Raw genomic sequence first — 18,680 nt, 5'->3', positions numbered from 1 at the left:
AATTTAGAATTAAATGTATAACGTTATATATGGACATTACAAAAGAAGATAAAATTATCCGCGCATTTGAAAACAAAACATGGCAGGAAATTAAAGTTAAGGACTCATGGCAGATTTTTAAAGTGATGTCAGAGTTTGTGGACGGATTTGAGAAATTGGCAAAAATTGGTCCCTGTGTATCGATATTTGGATCAGCACGTACGCCACGTGAACACAAATATTATCAAATGGCGGTCGATATTGCCAGTTTATTGACAGAACGCGGTTATGGTATTATCTCGGGCGGTGGACCTGGAATTATGGAAGCAGCCAATAAAGGTGCTTATGAATCCGGAGGAAAGTCTGTTGGTCTAAATATTGAATTACCATTTGAGCAGTTTCACAACAAATATATTGATCGCGACAAACTACTTGAATTCAAGTACTTTTTCGTCAGAAAAGTGATGTTCATGAAGTATTCTCAGGGTTATATTGTTATGCCAGGAGGCTTTGGAACCATGGATGAGCTTTTTGAAGCAATCACATTGATTCAAACCGGCAAAATTGCACGTTTTCCGATCGTGTTGGTTGGCTCTGAATATTGGAAAGGGTTGATGGACTGGGTTCAGAATACAATGATTCCTAACAAATATATCAGCGAAGAAGATTTGAAACTATACCGTATTGTCGATACTGCCGAAGAGGCTGCGGATCATATTTTCCGATTCTACGACAAATACTTGTTGAAACCAAACTTCTAAGAAGTACCCGTAAAAAAAGAGTACCTGAATCAACAGATACTCTTTTTTTTTGCCTATTTGCCCTCCCCTTGGTCTTTGTAAAATAGGTATTTAGCTGTTCAAAACCAGCTTTTACAGATTAAAGTTGCATTATTGCCAATTTAGTCCCTACATTTATGGCGCGATTCGCATTACACGTCGTTAACCGTAGAAAAACAAATTATTGTCTTGCATGAAAGATTTTGGAGGCCATTCAGATGAAGAGTTGATTGTATTGGTTCAACAAGACGATAGCTTAGCTTTCGAAGCTTTTTATGATCGCTATTGGAAAAAGCTTTATTACCAGGCTGCGCGCAAAACAAATTCGCTGGAAGACGCGCAGGAAATCGTACAAAACATCTTTACTTCGCTTTGGCTGAGACGCCATCAACTCCAAATTGAAAGCAATCTCGCCTCCTACCTCGCTGTGGCCGTTAAATACAAAGTCTTTAAATATCTGGCGCAACAATACAAGCAGGAAGCTTTTAAACACGATACGGAATGGGCCGATTTCGATAACTCGACGGAAGATTGGCTTCAGTTTGAAGAACTTCGAGTTCGGCTGGATCAGCTTGTTTCGGAACTGCCCGAAAAATGCCAGCTTGTTTTCAAATTATCCCGCGAAGAAGGACTCACTTATAAACAGATCGCTGAGCACATGAACATCTCTGTGAAAACGGTCGAAACCCAATTAAGCCGTGCCTTAAAAAAAATACGCGCTGGTATTCAGCGCTTTCTGATTACTTTGTGATTTTTTTTCTCTTCTTGTCAGGGTATCAACCCAATCTAGGGACTCTATATATAAATAACCCCTAAATATGGTTGATCATAATCAATTCCGGATAAAGCAATTGGCTTACAAATGGCTTCAAGGCACATGTACCCCTGAAGAGGAAGCCGAATTGCAAGAGTGGTATGAAACAAGTAATGGCGAACCTCTCCCTATTCCTGAGAGGCTGGCAACCGATGAACAACAACTCAAAGAGCTGTTATTTTCCAATATAAAGCAGGAAATCCAAGCGTCAAAAATCAGGCGAATTCCGCAACGGGTGAAGTTGGGTGGAATAGCTGCTGCTTTGGCACTGTTGTTTATATTACCCCTTTACCTTGTTAAAAGAACATCTGGAGATAGCCAGCGGGTAGCCGTGAAGATGCAACAACAGGTTCACCCGGGCATTAAGGCGGCCGTATTAACTTTAGCCGATGGAACTAAAATTGATCTTTCTGCCCAGCAACAGAGCGTTCTCCATCAGGATGAACAGGTGAAAGTAATTACGACTGCTTCCGGAACCGTGCAATATCAATTTACAGCCAGTAGGAAAACTGCTACAAGCCGTACCAATACCATTGAAACCCCGATTGGAACAGAGTATACGATCATTTTGGCCGATGGCAGTAAGGTGTGGCTAAATGCTGGATCCGTGCTGACGTTTCCTGAATCTTTTGCGTCGAATAGCCGGGAAGTAAAATTATCTGGGGAGGGCTATTTTGAGGTCAGCCACGATAGCAAGCGCCCCTTCTATGTGCGATCCAATGAACAGACCATTCGTGTATTCGGAACCCATTTTAATGTACGCTCTTATCCAAATGAAAACAATAAAACCACACTTATAGCCGGTTCTGTACAAGTCTCGCAATTCGGTAAGTCAAAAATGCTGAAACCTGGTCAAGCAGCATTTACCACTGGCGGGAATCTTATCGTAGCAGAAGCCAATATCGAAGAAGCAATGGCCTGGAAAAATGGTTTTTTCTATTTCGAATCGACACCCATTAAAGATGCGCTTGCCGCCATAAAACGCTGGTATAATGTGGATATCGTGTATAAAGGAACAAATGAAAAGCGTGAACTGACAGGTAAGATAAAACGCAATTCAACTGCCCAGCAACTGGTTGAGACCCTCAACTTTCTGGATATAAAATGCCGATTGGAAAACAATAAAATTGAAGTTGAACTCTAAATTATCTAATATAAAACAAACTTACCCAACTAATTATGCACAAACTTAAAACCATCCAAGGGGCTGGTAAAAAGGCAAAACTATTTGCTGCTTTACTTGCTATCCAATGCGTTTCCCATGCAAATAATTTGGCGATGGCGAATGTAAACCAATCTAAAATCAAGTTACAAGACAAGGAATACACTTTGGCAAAGTTTGCTAAAGAAATCGAGCGTCAGAGTTCTTATGTGTTTCTGTACGATAACTCACAGATTAATGATAACCAAAAAATCCGCATAAACCATAAAGATGGTTCTATTGTTGAAATTCTGGATGACAACCTGAAAGAGCTGTCGTATTCATACAAAATTGTCAACAACACCATTGTCCTAAAAAAGAAAATAAATGACATACCTTTAAGAAACACGATCAATATACAACAGCTTGTCAAAGGGCGCGTTACCGATGGCGACGGTAAAGCATTAACAGGGGTCACCATCCGCAATACAACAACAGGTAAACAAACGGAAACAGACAGTAAAGGTGAGTTTTCTATTGAAGCGACTACTACCCATCAACTCAGCTTTAGTTCAATAGGTTATGAGACTATCAGTAGTACGGTAGGTTCCAATAGTTACCTCAATATACAGCTAAAAACTGCCAACAACCAACTGGAACAGATCGTTGTGGTCGGTTTTGGAACACAGAAGAAAAAAGACATCACGGGAGCCATTGCAACCATGAGTACAAAAGATATTGAAGATCGCCCTGTGACCCAATTAGCTAGTGCTATGGAGGGCAAAATGGCGGGGGTGGAAATTGTAAAATCTTCCGGACAACCTCAAGCTGGCTTCTCTATTCGCGTTCGCGGAACTTCAACAATTACTGCAGGTAGCAATCCATTATACATTGTAGATGGTGTTCCTACTGAAAACATATCGGAGCTCAATCCATCCGATATTCAAAGCATTTCTGTATTAAAGGATGCTGCTTCAGCCGCTGTCTATGGATCTTCTGGCGCAAATGGCGTTGTATTGATTACAACCAAAAGAGGAACAAACGGTAAGACACAGGTAAATTTCGAAACCTATCAAGGATTTTCAGGCATCAGAAAAAAGCCTAGTGTTCTAAATGCGGCACAATATAGAGAATTAATGACTGAGATGGGAGAAGCCTTGGATTGGTCGAAATATACCGCTGATACAAACTGGCCAGATCAGCTATTCCGCACCGGTCACAGCCAAAAATACCAGGCTTCAGTACGCGGTGGAGATGAAAAGACAGGGTTTTACATCTCGGGATCTTATCAAAAAGATAATGGTACGGTCATCACAAATACAGTAAACAAGGTCAATTTCAAGGTTAATTTGGATCATCAGATCAATAAAATCTTTAAGGTGGGGACCAGCTTATCGTACAACCGTTGGTACGACGTGGATATTACCGAGAACTCCCGAAATGGAGTCATCATGAATGCTTATCTGGGCTCTCCAGTAATCGGAATATATGGCGACAAAGGTGCTTTCACAGTAGATCCATTCTATACAGATCTTGACAACCCCGTTGCATTGGCAACAGGCAACGAGCACAGCTATATCAACAACAGATTTACAGGAAATGCCTTTGTGGAAGCCAATATCCTACCTGGATTAAAATTCAAATCGCTGTTTGGGTATGAGAAATTTAACAACCAGTACCGCAGTTTCGTAGATCCTTTTCGTACAACGGAAGGTCGAAAATATAAGGGTATGGCAACGCTCCAGCAGCAGGACAATCAGTATTGGATGTCCGAAAATACATTAAACTATAATAGAACCTTTAGTGACAAGCACCACTTTACAGGCTTATTAGGCTATATTACAACGAAAACACAAACAACAACCTCAAATATTGCTACGCAAAATTTTGCTAATCCAGCAATCCACACGGTCAATGGTGGTTCGATGATCACAGCGATGCCTACGGCAGTAGACGCCGCTGTATCCACTGTATCTGGCATCGCAAAAATTGGTTATGATTATAACGACAAGTACCTATTTACAGCAAATCTGCGGGCTGACGCATCATCTGTATTTGGCCCAAATAACCGCTGGGGCTACTTCCCTTCTTTCTCTGCCGGTTGGCGTTTATCCAATGAAGATTTCTTCAGTTCGCTGAAAAACACCGTAAACGATTTGAAAATCCGTGCGAGTTGGGGTAAAGTTGGAAATAGCCAAATTCCGGCCTTTTCCTATCTCGGTTTAGTCGACGTGACAGGATCATATAACATCGGCGACCAAGTTGTACCCGGTTATACGCCTGCTACCCTGGACAATCCCAATTTAAAATGGGAAACAACAAATCAGACCGACATTGGTGTGGATGCCAGTTTCTTTAATTCGAGATTGATATTTGGTGCAGATTATTATGCAAAAAGGACTGTAGGCCTACTTCTCAGCTCAAGGGTTCCGTACAGTTCGGGCTATAGAACTGCGCTGAAAAACTTAGGCGACCTACAAAATAGAGGTTTTGAATTCGAATTGAGTAGCCGAAATTTCGTTCACGATTTCAAATGGAATACAACTGTGACCTTTGGGCTCAATCGCAATAAAGTCCTGAATATTGATGGCGGAACCTATTATGACGGAAATATCGATGGTCGGGGTAATAGTACGATTGCAAAAGAAGGCGTTGCATTGGGGTCCTTCTGGGGCTATATCGCAAAAGGCGTCAATCCAGAGACCGGAGATATGATCTATCAGATGGCTGATCCGGAAGCAGGTCTTCAAACGAGTGATATGGCTATCATCGGGAATGCTACACCAAAATTCTCTTATGGCATGACCAGTGATTTCAGCTATAAGAACTTCAACTTTTCCTTTTTCTTACAGGGGGTACAGGGAAATGATATCCTTAATGCGACGCGTATTTATACAGAAGGTATGTGGGAACCGAGAAACCAAAGTGTTGCCGTGTTAAACAGATGGACTGTTGATAACAACAACAGTACTATGCCACGTCCGGATCTAAACAATACAGATGACAACTACAATTCACAAATTTCCTCCCGTTTTGTAGAGAAAGGTTCTTACCTCAGGGTAAAATCGATGACCCTGGCCTACACGCTACCTAAACAAGTGCTTGAAAAATGGAAGCTCAATAAGGTCCGTTTTTATGTGACGGGCGAGAATCTGTTAACATTCACCAAATACTCAGGTTTGGATCCTGAGGTAAGCATGTATGGGGGAACTAATCAGCAAACCGTGAGCTCCAATATGGCGCCCGGTATCGATTTTGGTACTTCGCCGCAGGCACGCACCTTTATTGTTGGTTTAAACCTAACTTTTTAACCTTTTAGCTTACAAAAAATGAAATCAACTAGATATACTTCATTGGCCATAGCCTTATTGACATCGCTTACTCTAAATTCCTGCAAAAAGTTTTTAGATCTTCAGCCTACCTCCACGGTAACGAGCGAAAATGCCTATCTCACAGGAGACAATATTGAGAAAGCATTAAACGGAGCCTATAATTCTTTTATAGGCAATGGCACTCGTCCAGGGAGCAATGCCAATTATTATCAATGGGAAATGATTCTGCAAACAGATATTCGCTCTGATAATGCCCATGCTGCCGGTGGTGGCGAAATAGATTTTGCACAAATTGACTATAATAACATCACCAATACCAATGAAATGGTACGCAGGGACTGGGAAGAACTGTATGGAGCAATCTCAAAATGCAATATCGTTATTGACAACGTTGATAAGGTCACAGATCCTACTTTTTCGGATGAAAGACGCAAACAAATTCTTGGAGAAGCTTCATTTTTAAGGGCCTTCCATTATTATCAATTGGTCAAGCTTTATGGTGGTGTGCCCTTGGAAAAACACTCCAACAGTACAGATGCAGAAGTATTACGCATCAAGCGATCAACTGTAGCCGAGGTTTATGATTTTATCGATTCGGATCTGCAAGTTGCTGCAAACAACCTACCCGATGGATTTGGGCAACCTTCCATTGACAAGGTCAGAGCAACAAAAGGGGCTGCAAATGCCTTACTGACCAAGATATGGGCACAACGCCCTGATCGAGATTACAATAAGGTATTGCAATACGCCGATGCAGTGATCGCTGGAAAAGGTGGTTACCAGCTCCTTCAAAACTATGCGGATCTTTTTGACGGCAAACACAACTATAATAGTGAATCTATCATTGAGATTCCCTATATCGCCGGCAGTCCCAATCTAAGCTGCTGGGGTGGCGCATTCTTTTTCCCGGATCTTGATGAAAATGGCAAAATCAACGAAAACGAATGGCGCCGATATGGAACACCATCGAAAGATCTTGTCGAAGCTTATGACAATGCTGGCGACACCGAACGAAAGAACGCCAACATTTGGTTCTATTCAGTTCCTTGGGCGGATGAATTTTGGAATCCCTGCGGAGATGCTGCGACAGAAATCCCATTTAACGTAAAGCAAAAACATGCCAACAGCTTCCAAAGTGGCGATCATTTTTACCTTTTACGACTTGCGGACATCATTCTGCTCAAAGCAGAAGCTCAAAACGCACTGGGAAATACTTCAGGGGCAATAAATACCCTTAATGTCATCCGTCATCGCGCAGGGCTCGCCGATTTATCCGGTATCAGCTCCAGTGCCCTAAAGGCCATCATTCTCAACGAGCGCCGATTAGAACTAGCTTTTGAAGGGCAACGGTGGGATGATTTAAACCGTTATGGTGTCACAGTAGATGTGATGAATAAATTAAATGAAATCAAATTTACATGCGATAACGGCAAGCAGAGTAGCCCTACGTTGATTAAGTATAATTTTAACCAAAATAGCCTGCTCCTTCCAATACCATTATTGGAACTGCAGGCAAACCCGAGCCTGACTCAAAATCCAGGCTATTAATTAGACCAAGCATAGGCTGTTCAATGGAGTATCCTTGAACAGCCTTTTTTACCAATACACTTTATTATGACTCGTTTTAAATCACTGGATATTTTCCGTGGGTTTACACTCGCGGCTATGATTCTCGTCAATAATCCTGGCAACTATCATCATGTGTTTCCTCCACTTGAACATTCCATCTGGCATGGATGCACGTTTACAGATCTTATATTTCCATTTTTTTTATTTGCTGTCGGAAACTCCATGGCATTTTCTTTAAAAAACAGCGACCAGCTAGCACCCGTACCTTACTGGAATAAAATTCTCAAGAGAACAATCATCCTTTTTCTACTTGGTCTGTTTTTAAATATTTTCCCCTTTGTGGAATGGAATAGTCTTCACCAGCTCGAGTGGATTCCCTTTGCCAAGTACAGGTATTTTGGGGTGCTGCAACGTATTGCAATCTGCTATTTCAGCACGGCAATGATACTATACTATTTTAGGGCTAAAGGTGCTGCAGTTATTAGTATCTTCCTTCTACTCCTCTATTGGCTAATTTGCTATTACGGTAATCCAGCAGATGCCTATAGTCTGGATGGTTGGTTTGGAACGGCACTGGATATCCGCATCTTTGGTGCATCCCACCTCTATCACGGCGAAGGAACAGCATTTGATCCAGAGGATATCTGGAGCGTATTTCCGGCCATCAGTCAAACGATATTCGGGTATATCACAGGAAAATACATTATTCAAAAACTGACCGGCAAAAGTGAACTGATGAACCTATTTGTCGTAGGCCTGGTCTTTATTTTAGTAGGCTATCTATGGTCATTTGCTTTTCCTATTAATAAGAAAATCTGGACCAGCAGTTACTGCGTATTCACAACGGGTATTGCCATCTCTTTTCTTGGTATATTAATCTATCTCATCGAATTTCAAAACATCAGAGGGATATTTTATACTGTCTTTGACGACTTCGGCAGGAATACACTATTTATCTATTGTCTTAGCGGACTAATCCCTACGATTTGTTCATTTATTCTCATTGGGGATAAACATCAAAACCTTTGGAACTTTAGCTATCATTTCCTGTTTGATGGTTGGCATAATCAACAATTATCCTCCGCCCTATTTGCATTGCTATTTGTCGCTTTGAATTGGTTGATCGCCTATTATTTACGAAAGAAAAAGATCTATATCAAAATCTAGGTCAAGGTATCTTTGGGTTAAAATAAGGGAATCTGAATTAGGAATAAAAAAAAGGGCCAAAGGCCCTTTTTATATATAAAGATATGGATAAGATATACCGCAGCTACTTTTAGAAAACGCCCCATCTTTGTTTTACTAATTCCGCTATTACAGTACGCTGACACTAAAGTAACTTAAACTAACTATAGAGAGAAAAAACTTAGGGGGACAAAAGGGGGACAAATATTAATCAATTGAAAACCAATAAATTGAAACATACACTTCAAATAAAAAAAACACTGATTTATTTTGAATAATCAAAATAAAAGGTATACTTCACCTAAAATTCTTGTTCGGAAATATAAAAAAAAGAAAACCTGAGGTTGGGAGCCCCAGGTTTTTAACTAACCAATTATTAACCTAAATTATGAAAAGTCTTTTTTTAATATTCTACACAAAGAATATTTCAACTATTGGACCAAAATCGCGCGCGATTTGCGATTTCACATTTCTTTAACAGATTACTGAGATTGAAATGACTAAACGGAAAAAATTCCCAAAATATGACTTGAAAATATGCTGTTAATAGAAATTAAATAGACTATTCGGAGTCAATTTCTCGTAAGAGAAAGTGGGCTCTGCCGCAACGTCAGGTAAAATCTTTGATTTTGTTAAGAAATGTACTTTAGCGGGATGTCTTTCTGCTGCCATTTTGACCAATTCCATCATGTAGTGATTGCTCTGATATCTTTTAACTTGTCCTTTTATATCTTCAAACCCGCTGTACTGGCCGTATTGATCCATATATCCCATTCCATAAAAAATACCATTTTCAATGACAATGCAACTTTTTTCATCAGAATTACGTCCTTTATCGATCAATACATACGATGGCTGCTGTTTGAGCCAATCCTCAATACAACGTTCCACCCGGGTATTGTGTAGGTCTCGATCGGGCAATTCGGTCTTCTTGATGGATTTCGTAGACCAACTGGCGTGCCCAAACTGACAAAATTGCGGATTAATAGCGTCATGCTGAATAAAGCTTTGCAGCAACTGAATAGCGTCATATTCACGCTGAAACAGCTGAATACATGCTTGTCCCCTTGTCGTCTTCCCTATAGCCAGATGGAGATAGCCATTTTGGTCCTCATAAGAAAATAAACCGAATTTAGGCTCATACCGTTTAAGTGCCCTATTATATTTTGGCCAGAACTTTTTAATTTCCGCACATTCCAATAACAATGACATCAGCTCAGTTCCGCAGCACTTATAACTTATATGATGAATTTCTTTTAAGAAATGTTGCCTTTGCGCTTGAATATTATTCCCTGTAAAATGGGACAATACTCTTTTTTTTATATTTACAGCCTTGCCAACATAAATTACTTTTCCAGCTTTGTCATGAAAATAATAGACCCCGGGATCATTGGGCAATTGTTCATATTCCAAGGGATTTAAATGCGGTGGAAAACGTTGGTCTAGCGCTTTATGTTTAATCATATCCTGAAATACCTGTTCGGTATCTAGCACTTTCAAATAAGCAAAGAGAATGGCTGTTGCATCGGCGTCGCCACCCGCACGGTGTCTATTTTCAATTGGGATATCTAAATAATCACATAGACGTCCCAAACTATAGGACAATAATCCGGGCTTGATTTTTCGGGCATAGCGTACTGTACATAATTTTATTGCTGACCACTCGAAGCCCGATTCCTGAAGCTGAAACCGAATGAATGAATAATCAAAGTTTACATTATGCGCAACAAAAATACGGTCTTTGAGCATTCCATAAATGTGTTCGGCAACTTGATCAAATAATGGAGCATCTTTCACCATATCATTGTCTATTCCCGTAAGGGCAAAAATTGAATTTGGAATTTCTTTCCCTGGATTAACCAAGGTCTCCCAACGTTCCAAAACCTGGTTACCATCATGAATAATAATGGCAACTTCGGTGATCCGGCTCGATTTTGCATGGCCACCTGTAGTCTCTATGTCCACAATGGCAAATTCTTGTCTTTTGCTTTGATTTACACTCATAACGCAAAGCAAACATACTAAAAATATTAGCTATTTAAAAGAATCGCTGCAATTTTACAAAACACAAAAGCGAATTATGCCATCTAACTGGTAAAACAGCTGTTTTTCTCAACTAATGCCATGTTATATATTGCTGGATTTTGTTTAATTTGTACTTTTCATTCATTAAATCATGCTCATGCAAGTAATACAAAAAAATGACGATAAACATGGTAGCTTTGAGGTTATCGATCAAGGAAAATCAGTTGCGCAAATGACTTATACCTGGGCTGGCCCCACAAAATTCATTATAGACCATACGGAAGTAAGTTCTGAATATGCAGGAAAAGGGCTAGGTAAACAGCTATTGATGGCGGCAGTGACTTATGCACGTCAAGAAAATTTAAAAATTATGCCTTTATGTCCTTTTGCAAAATCAGTTTTTGATAAGGATCCGACATTGGCCGATGTGCTTTTTTAAGACCTCGACCAATATGCAGAAAGATGGTTAGATTGCTGTCGCAATTTACCCATCTTTTTTTCTGTTTATCTACTGGCTAGTTGCTGATCAAATTTAATGGCAAGTTTGTTTATCAACTTGAAGATCAGATCAGCTGTTAATTTCGCCGTTCTAGAATCGATATCAAAATGGGGATTAAATTCAGCAAAATCGACAGATTTTAAGTTGGGCAGATCCAGTAGAATATCGTAGATCGTAAAGAACAAATGATCGGGCACTATACCGTTAAATGCCAATGCACTTACTCCCGGCGCATAAGCTGCAGCGAAAGCATCAAGATCAACCGTCAAATATACATAATCTACTGATTTGGCAAAACGTACAATTTTGTCGCGAATGAAATCAAGTTTCTCAACGACCAGACCCTCTCGCCCTATAATCTGTACTTTCTTCGCTTTGGCATAGTCGAGCAATCCTTTGGTATTACTAATTTCTTGAATACCAATTGCCAGGTAATGAAATGGCAAACCTGCATTAGACTGGTCCTGCTCGATTTGATAGAAGCCCGTTCCAGAATTCCCTTTGCCATCCTGCAATGCACGGATGTCTAAATGGGCATCCAAATTAATAATGCCAAGACTTTGATTACTGCTCTTAAGAAATTCTTTAACACCCAAATAATGGCCATAGGTTATTTCATGGCCGCCACCCAAGATGACTGGAAATCCTTCTTGTTCAAGAATACAATTTAAGGCAGTACCCAAACCCTGCTGAGACAACTCTAAATCACTATCTTTTAAAAGTATATCACCACAATCTTTAAGTTTTAGTTTATCTGAGAAATGTACAGGCAGGTTTGTTAATACATTCCGAAGTGCTGTCGGTCCATCTTTGGCCCCTACACGACCTTGATTGCGTCCAACACCTTCATCACTACAGCATCCAAGAAAGGCAACAGACTGCCTAAGATCGGGCTGCTCGAGAAGATCAACACAGTCCATTAATTGATGCCAACGCATCCATTCACGATCCTGGCCATCGATACGCCCTTTCCATACCGCTTGGTCACCTTTGCTGTATATTTCTGGATTATTCAACAAAAAGTTCATTCGTTCAGATCAAATAATTGTTCAATAATATCGTCATCTACAAGTTGCGCGCGCGTAACTTGCAATGCCGTATTTCCCTCCATTGCACGATCTAGCGCCTGATTAGCTTCCTTATTTCTAGCCCAAGCACGCCTAGCGATCCCATTATTGACATCAAAATACAGCATCTTTTCCAATTTAACAGCTGCTTCCCCTGAGCCATCTAGCAGTAAACCAAAGCCACCGTTGATGACCTCTCCCCAACCAACTCCGCCGCCATTGTGAATAGAGACCCAAGTGGCCCCGCGGAAACTGTCTCCGATGACGTTATGAATAGCCATATCTGCTGTATATTGACTTCCATCGTAAATATTACTGGTCTCCCGATAAGGTGAATCGGTACCGCTCACATCATGATGGTCTCTTCCCAAAACAATAGGTGCCTCAAATAAGCCACTTTTTACAGCGTCATTAAAAGCCTTTGCTATTGCAATTCGTCCATTGGAATCTGCATACAGGATACGAGCCTGAGAGCCTACCACAAGTCTATTTTTTCCAGCTTCTTTAATCCACTGTATATTATCTTGCATCTGCTGTTGAATTTCCACTGGGGCCTCTTTTCGGAGATTTTCCAAAACTGTCATGGCTATTTCGTCTGATTTTTGAAGATCCGAAGCCTTTCCTGAGGTACAAACCCACCGAAAAGGTCCAAAACCATAGTCGAAACACATTGGACCAAGAATATCCTGCACATAAGATGGGTAGCGGAATTGATCCTTATCATTATTCCATACGGCTGCACCAGCGCGACTGCTTTCCAAGAGAAACGCATTACCGTAATCAAAAAAATAAGTTCCTTTGGATACATGCTTATTGATGGCATCAACATGTCGTACAAGGCTTTCTTGTACACATTGCTTAAATCTGTCAGGATCACTCGCCAACAAAGCATTGGATTCTGCAAAGGTCAGCCCCATTGGATAATAGCCTCCAGACCAAGGATTATGTAATGATGTCTGATCAGATCCGACAGTGATGTGAATATTTTCGTTATCAAAGGCTTCCCACACTTCGACAATATTACCGATATAGGCAAAGGATACGGTCTCCTTTTGATCCATCACCAACCGTACCTGTTCAACAAGTTCATCGATGTTTTCGATCAATCGGTCTACCCAACCTTGTTCATGCCGTTTCTTTGCCGCAGCGGGATTTATTTCAGCGCATACGGTGATACAGCCGGCAATATTACCTGCTTTAGGTTGTGCGCCACTCATTCCCCCCAAGCCAGAAGTCAAAAATACCTTGCCCTGAATTGTATCATCTGCTGCTAAGTGTTTTCGGAAAGCGTTCATGACAGTAATTGTGGTGCCATGTACTATACCCTGGGGACCAATATACATATAGGAACCTGCTGTCATCTGTCCATATTGCGTAACGCCTAAGGCGTTAAAACGCTCCCAGTCATCCGGTGTCGAATAGTTTGGAATCATCATGCCATTCGTTACAACAACGCGTGGTGCATGTTGTGACGACGGGAAAAGACCCATGGGATGACCACTGTAGAGATGTAAAGTTTGCTCATCTGTCATCTGTGCAAGATACTGCATGGTGAGGCGATATTGAGCCCAATTTTGGAAAACAGCTCCATTCCCACCATACGTAATCAGTTCATGAGGATGTTGCGCTACAGCTGGATCAAGGTTGTTCTGAATCATCAACATAATCGCTGCCGCTTGCTTGCTCTCTGCTGGATAATCAGCGATCGGTCGCGCGTGCATTGCATATTGGGGCCTAAAGCGGTACATGTATATTCGGCCGTAACTACGGAGCTCCTCTAAAAATTCAGGTGCTAAAACGGTATGCCATTGTTTGGGGAAATAGCGTAATGCGTTCCGTAAAGCCAGCTTCTCTTCCGACCGGGTGAGAATATCCTTTCGTCGGGGGGCATGACTTATGGTATGATCTCGCTCTACTTTTGGGGGCAATACGGTCGGAATACCTTCCGCCACCTCGTTCTTAAATGTATCTTCCATGTTGTTATAATGAGAATACTTCCCGACCATTTTTCCATACTGCTGTAGGTTGCAAACTTCCTTGGCAGTAAGTAATATCCTGATAATTAGCTGTTTTAAATATACTGAAATCTGCTTTCATGCCTTTGGCTAACAAGCCGCGATCCGACAGGTTTAAAGCTTTGGCGGCACGATAGGTTAATGCAGCAAGCAACTCAGCGTTCGTCAACTTCTCTGCTGTTGCCAAAATACTCGCACTCGTCAATAATTGTCCCATGGGTGCAGAACCCGGATTCCAATCACTTCCTATGGCCAAACATGCACCTGCATCCAACAGCTTTCTAGCTGGCGTAAAACCACATCCAAGTCCGATGGAAGCCGCAGGTAGCGCCACCGCAACTGTATCTGAATGGGCAATAAGGTCAATTTCAATTGCTGTTGATGCCTCAAGATGATCCGCAGATTGGGCACCGAGTTCAACTGCAATCTGACTTCCCGAAGTTGTGAACTGATCGGCATGAATAGTCAGGTCAAAACCCATCGCTTTTGCTTTTTGTAAATATGCCACAATGTCTTCCCCTTGAAACGCTGTTTTTTCTATAAATGCGTCAATCCGGTTTGACAGCCCTTCTGATTTTAATAGCGGAAAAAGATCTGTTGTAATTCGATGAAGATAATCCTTTGCCGATCCGCTGAAGTCTCGCGGGAGCATATGTGCCGCCAAACAAGTTGGAACAAGGTCTGATGCCGTACGACGATCCGACTCCTGAATGACACGTATTATCTTCAGCTCTTCTTCAACATTAAGACCGTAACCGCTTTTAACTTCAATTGTTGTGATTCCTTGCCTTAACAGAAAATTTGCACGCTGGATCGTGAGATCAATCAATTCTGCTGCATCACAATCCCTTGTGTGTGATACCGTGCTCCAAATCCCTCCCCCAGCTGCCGCAATCTCCAGGTAGCTTGAGCCTGCATTTCGGAGGGCGAAATCATTTGCTCGATTACCGGCAAAAGCAATATGCGTATGGCAATCAATAAAGCCTGGCAAGGCGACTTGATCTTCCTCTACATGTACAAGTGCCACTTGCTTTCCCCATTGCAGTTGTAATCCCTCAAAGTCCGCCACTTCCATGATATCGTTACCTGCTATTAAAATACCTCCATCTTTAATAATAACTATTTGTTTATCATGGAGCGCCCCATTAACGGGCATATTTGACATGGTTAATATCTGCCTAAAAGGTCCAACTAATTTTAGCTCTTTTTCCATCCTTCTTCGTCTAAAACTCTTCAAATCTTTGTTTCAAATCCGCAGCAATTTCGCCCGTCGCATATTGACGATGCAATGTGATCAGTTCGCCCGATTTTACGAGCCTTAATGCTTCAGTCAACAGCTCTTCCATCGGTTGATCGGATTCGATATGCGGAATGGACTGACGAATTCTCGCATGAATAGCTTCCAATGCTGCAGTCGATTTTAATGGCTGATGATAATCCTTTGCCTGTGCCGCACATAACAGTTCAATGCTTAATATTTTATCAACATTGTCAATGACCTGTAGTAATTTTCGGCCGGAAATAGATCCCATACTGACATGGTCCTCTTGGCCTAAAGAGGTAGGAATACTATCTGCACTTGCAGGAAAACAAAGCCCTTTATTCTCACTTGCAATCGCGGCTGTGCTATATTGTAAGATCATAAATCCTGAATTGAGACCGGTTGATTTCATTAACAATTTTGGGACACCGTTGGTTTGACCTTCTAAAGACAAGTAAACCCTTCGATCCGAAATATTGCCGATTTCCGATGCAGCAAGTGTGGCATAATCCAAAGGCAAAGCGATTGACTGTCCGTGAAAGCTACCGCCACTAATGGTTAGTTCATCATTAATGATCACAGGATTATCGGTCACTGCATTTATTTCGATTTCTATGGTCTCCTTCAAATGAAGCCAAGCATTGCGTGATGCTCCGTGGACTTGAGGGATACAGCGCAAAGAATAGGGATCTTGTACGCGGGAACAGTCTTTGTGGCTTTCTAAAATGGCGGAGCCATGAAGCATGTTAAAAATGCTTGCAGCGACATAACGGTTTCCGGCATGCGGGCGTAATTGATGTAATTCAGTAAAAAATGGTTTTATTGAGCCGTTTAAACCTTCAATCATTAAGGTCGCAATAATATCAGCATTCTGAAGTACACGATTTAACTCAGCAACAGCCATCACAGCATGGGCTGCCATAAATTGAGTTCCATTGATCAAAGCCAGACCTTCTTTTGCGCCCAAGTGCACCGGAGCCATACCATATTTTTCCAAAACGGTAGCTGTTTCCATAATTTCCCCTTCTACGTTGACTTTTCCTAAGCCAATCAAGGGTAAAAATAAATGTGACAATGGCGCCAAATCACCCGATGCGCCGACAGAGCCTTGCTTAGGTACCACAGGAATGATATGGTTTTCGATATGCCAAATAATCCGTTCAATTGTCGCATACTGAACACCCGAAAATCCTTGAGAAAGCGCGTGAACTTTAAGAATAAGCATCAATTTGGCCAAATCATTGGCGATAGGTTCGCCCATACCGACAGCATGGCTTTTTAGAATGTTTTCTTGTAGCAACTGCGTTTGACTTGCGTCAATAAGTGTGGTACACAAGGGACCAAAACCGGTATTAATCCCATAGACAACCTCACCACGCTCGACTATTTTACGGACATAACTGGCGCTCTGCTCGATCTTATTCTTGACTCCGGGTGATATTTCCCCCGTAACCGTTCCTTTTACTATGGCTAAGGCTACGGAGCATGTTAGCTGCCCACTGCCGTATAAAAATTTTTCCATCTTCCTATCTGCTTTACTCAAATGTACTTGCTATATTTGATAATTAGAAATACCATTTTTATCATCAATTGATAACCATGAATTATCAAATAGAACTAAGACACTTACTGTATTTTAAAGTATTGGCAGAAGAGCTGCATTTTAGAAGGGCTGCCGAAAAATTGTTTATTGCGCAGCCGGGCTTGAGCAGACAAATTAAGCAGCTGGAGGAATCCTATGGCGTAGCACTTTTTGAGCGTAATAAACGAAATGTTCAAATGACGGAAGCTGGGATCTATCTCTTTGCGGAGGTGAAAGAACTCTTTAGGCACTTGGATCAGATTGAAACTCAACTTCAAAGCTTTGCCAATGGTAAAATAAGTACCTTAAAGCTGGGGTTTATTGGGTCGGCTGTTCAGACCATCCTGCCGGAACTACTACTCAATTTAAAACAGCAGCAACCTGATATCGAGTTATCACTTCACGAACTAGCGAATGAAACCCAGCTGGATCTGCTGGAGAAAAAAGAATTGGACTTAGGCTTTGTTCGTCTTTCGGAAACGCCACCTGGCCTATGTAGCCTGCCTATACATACCGAGCATTTTAGTCTCGTTTTACCCAACGATCATCCCCTATTGAATTCGCCGAAAGCAAGTCTTGACGCCTTAAAAGATGAATCATTTATCTTATTTTCCAAAAACTATAGCCACTCTTATTATGATCTCGTCATGAGTATCTTTAGTGATCATAAGTTTATCCCCAAAGTTACTTTGCGCACTGTGAATGCTTTGACCATTTTCAATATGGTTGCTCAGGGATTGGGTGTTGCCATTGTTCCTTCGTCTTTAAAGAACGGATACCATGTTGATGTCACCTTCCTTGAATTGAACGGTTTACCACAACGAACAACGCTCTCTCTAGTTTGGAATGCACAAAATCGCAACCCGGGTATTCCATTGGTCACCCAGATCATTACTTCACAACTAAAATACGGATATAATACGTCAAAGCGGGATAATTAAGGTCTAAGTCCATATTAAAACAATAAAGAATAAATTGTTCGGTAAGCTTGTTCGTGTATTGCATATCAGAAACAAATTTTCTAAGTTTGAGTTATTTACTAAACTTGATAAAAAAACAAATTATGATTTTAGAAGTAGCTGTATTGCAAATTATTGAAGGACAACAATCCAATTTTGAAAGAGACTATAAAACAGCTTGCCAGTATATTAGTGCGAGTAAAGGCTATATAACGCATTCACTACGTAAATGTATTGAGAAAGACAACCAGTACATTCTATTGGTCGAATGGGAAACGTTGGAAGATCATACCATCGGTTTCAGAGAATCTGCATTATTTAAGGAATGGGAAAAACTTTTACATCATTACTACGATCCGTTTCCAACAGTCGAACATTATGAAGTGTTAAAATAGTAGTTTTATCGTCCTTTTTCTATAATAATCTAGTATCTTTGTAGAAATTTTTGATATTCAACTTTTAACCCCTGTAGC

The 18,680-nt window shown here is 41.1% G+C and carries 14 protein-coding genes; 9 read left to right on the top strand and 5 right to left on the bottom strand.

The annotated features are described in order from the left end of the window. Window positions 1-35 precede the first annotated feature (35 nt). The 6 genes from B3H30_RS11035 (at window position 36) to B3H30_RS11010 (ending at window position 8,781) form a co-directional block, all read left to right on the top strand. Window positions 36-740 (top strand): TIGR00730 family Rossman fold protein, encoded by a 705-nt coding sequence (locus B3H30_RS11035; protein WP_046673602.1) that lies wholly within the window; start codon window positions 36-38, stop codon window positions 738-740. Between the two features lie 211 nt (window positions 741-951). Beyond that, window positions 952-1,509, top strand: a complete 558-nt coding sequence (locus tag B3H30_RS11030) for an RNA polymerase sigma-70 factor (RefSeq protein ID WP_286777355.1) — start codon at window positions 952-954, stop codon at window positions 1,507-1,509. A gap of 67 nt (window positions 1,510-1,576) precedes the next feature. Further along, on the top strand, window positions 1,577-2,716 hold the full coding sequence (locus tag B3H30_RS11025; protein WP_286777354.1) for a FecR family protein: 1,140 nt from the start codon (window positions 1,577-1,579) through the stop codon (window positions 2,714-2,716). A 35-nt stretch (window positions 2,717-2,751) separates the two neighbouring features. After that, a complete protein-coding gene (locus B3H30_RS11020) occupies window positions 2,752-6,024 on the top strand; it encodes a TonB-dependent receptor (RefSeq protein ID WP_286834081.1) in 3,273 nt (1,090 codons plus the stop codon). An 18-nt stretch (window positions 6,025-6,042) separates the two neighbouring features. Then, window positions 6,043-7,593 carry a RagB/SusD family nutrient uptake outer membrane protein gene (locus B3H30_RS11015; RefSeq protein ID WP_070563972.1) on the top strand — a complete coding sequence of 517 codons (1,551 nt, stop codon included), beginning with the start codon at window positions 6,043-6,045 and terminating at the stop codon, window positions 7,591-7,593. A 66-nt stretch (window positions 7,594-7,659) separates the two neighbouring features. Next, window positions 7,660-8,781, top strand: a complete 1,122-nt coding sequence (locus B3H30_RS11010; protein WP_286777351.1) for an acyltransferase family protein — start codon at window positions 7,660-7,662, stop codon at window positions 8,779-8,781. Between the two features lie 561 nt (window positions 8,782-9,342). Here B3H30_RS11010 and B3H30_RS11005 read toward each other — a convergent pair. After that, window positions 9,343-10,803 carry an exonuclease domain-containing protein gene (locus B3H30_RS11005; RefSeq protein WP_286709368.1) on the bottom strand — a complete coding sequence of 487 codons (1,461 nt, stop codon included), beginning with the start codon at window positions 10,801-10,803 and terminating at the stop codon, window positions 9,343-9,345. A 178-nt stretch (window positions 10,804-10,981) separates the two neighbouring features. Here B3H30_RS11005 and B3H30_RS11000 point away from each other — a divergent pair, with 178 nt between their 5' ends. Further along, window positions 10,982-11,263, top strand: coding sequence for a GNAT family N-acetyltransferase (locus tag B3H30_RS11000; RefSeq protein ID WP_070564501.1), 282 nt, complete (start codon window positions 10,982-10,984; stop codon window positions 11,261-11,263). A 65-nt stretch (window positions 11,264-11,328) separates the two neighbouring features. Here B3H30_RS11000 and hutG read toward each other — a convergent pair whose 3' ends face one another. Genes hutG through hutH form a run of 4 tightly spaced genes read right to left on the bottom strand, consistent with a single transcriptional unit; the run spans window position 11,329 to window position 17,188 of the window. Continuing rightward, on the bottom strand, window positions 11,329-12,351 hold the full coding sequence (gene hutG / locus B3H30_RS10995) for a formimidoylglutamase (protein ID WP_070563963.1): 1,023 nt from the start codon (window positions 12,349-12,351) through the stop codon (window positions 11,329-11,331). Then, complete coding sequence (locus tag B3H30_RS10990; protein WP_070564498.1) at window positions 12,348-14,366, bottom strand: urocanate hydratase; 2,019 nt, start codon at window positions 14,364-14,366, stop codon at window positions 12,348-12,350. Before B3H30_RS10990 ends, hutG begins: the two co-directional genes overlap by 4 nt. Window positions 14,367-14,370: 4 nt before the next feature. Further along, the gene (gene hutI, locus B3H30_RS10985; protein ID WP_286834077.1) at window positions 14,371-15,570 is read right to left on the bottom strand and encodes an imidazolonepropionase; all 1,200 of its coding nucleotides are present in this window, start codon (window positions 15,568-15,570) and stop codon (window positions 14,371-14,373) included. Between the two features lie 58 nt (window positions 15,571-15,628). Further along, window positions 15,629-17,188 (bottom strand): histidine ammonia-lyase, encoded by a 1,560-nt coding sequence (gene hutH, locus B3H30_RS10980; protein WP_070563957.1) that lies wholly within the window; start codon window positions 17,186-17,188, stop codon window positions 15,629-15,631. A gap of 77 nt (window positions 17,189-17,265) precedes the next feature. Here hutH and B3H30_RS10975 point away from each other — a divergent pair, with 77 nt between their 5' ends. Further along, window positions 17,266-18,189: a LysR family transcriptional regulator gene (locus B3H30_RS10975; RefSeq protein WP_070563954.1), complete on the top strand. Its 924-nt coding sequence runs from the start codon at window positions 17,266-17,268 to the stop codon at window positions 18,187-18,189. 122 nt (window positions 18,190-18,311) lie between these two features. Further along, window positions 18,312-18,602, top strand: a complete 291-nt coding sequence (locus tag B3H30_RS10970; protein ID WP_046673491.1) for an antibiotic biosynthesis monooxygenase family protein — start codon at window positions 18,312-18,314, stop codon at window positions 18,600-18,602. Window positions 18,603-18,680 lie beyond the last annotated feature (78 nt).

Origin of the sequence: Sphingobacterium sp. UBA7038, assembly GCF_002494055.1 — a bacterium.
Lineage (GTDB): Bacteria > Bacteroidota > Bacteroidia > Sphingobacteriales > Sphingobacteriaceae > Sphingobacterium > Sphingobacterium multivorum.
Note: the sequence above shows the minus strand (reverse complement) of the source record. Positions and strands in the feature narration are given on the sequence as shown.

Excerpts from the sequence above, each read along its gene's own strand:
- B3H30_RS11030 (WP_286777355.1), top strand. The coding sequence starts at position 952 with ATGAAAGATTTTGGAGGCCATTCAGATGAAGAGTTGATTGTATTGGTT.
- B3H30_RS11025 (WP_286777354.1), top strand. The coding sequence starts at position 1,577 with ATGGTTGATCATAATCAATTCCGGATAAAGCAATTGGCTTACAAATGG.
- B3H30_RS11020 (WP_286834081.1), top strand. The coding sequence starts at position 2,752 with ATGCACAAACTTAAAACCATCCAAGGGGCTGGTAAAAAGGCAAAACTA.
- B3H30_RS11015 (WP_070563972.1), top strand. The coding sequence starts at position 6,043 with ATGAAATCAACTAGATATACTTCATTGGCCATAGCCTTATTGACATCG.
- B3H30_RS11010 (WP_286777351.1), top strand. The coding sequence starts at position 7,660 with ATGACTCGTTTTAAATCACTGGATATTTTCCGTGGGTTTACACTCGCG.
- B3H30_RS11005 (WP_286709368.1), bottom strand. The coding sequence starts at position 10,803 with ATGAGTGTAAATCAAAGCAAAAGACAAGAATTTGCCATTGTGGACATA.
- B3H30_RS11000 (WP_070564501.1), top strand. The coding sequence starts at position 10,982 with ATGCAAGTAATACAAAAAAATGACGATAAACATGGTAGCTTTGAGGTT.
- hutG (WP_070563963.1), bottom strand. The coding sequence starts at position 12,351 with ATGAACTTTTTGTTGAATAATCCAGAAATATACAGCAAAGGTGACCAA.
- B3H30_RS10990 (WP_070564498.1), bottom strand. The coding sequence starts at position 14,366 with ATGGAAGATACATTTAAGAACGAGGTGGCGGAAGGTATTCCGACCGTA.
- hutI (WP_286834077.1), bottom strand. The coding sequence starts at position 15,570 with ATGTCAAATATGCCCGTTAATGGGGCGCTCCATGATAAACAAATAGTT.
- hutH (WP_070563957.1), bottom strand. The coding sequence starts at position 17,188 with ATGGAAAAATTTTTATACGGCAGTGGGCAGCTAACATGCTCCGTAGCC.
- B3H30_RS10975 (WP_070563954.1), top strand. The coding sequence starts at position 17,266 with ATGAATTATCAAATAGAACTAAGACACTTACTGTATTTTAAAGTATTG.
- B3H30_RS10970 (WP_046673491.1), top strand. The coding sequence starts at position 18,312 with ATGATTTTAGAAGTAGCTGTATTGCAAATTATTGAAGGACAACAATCC.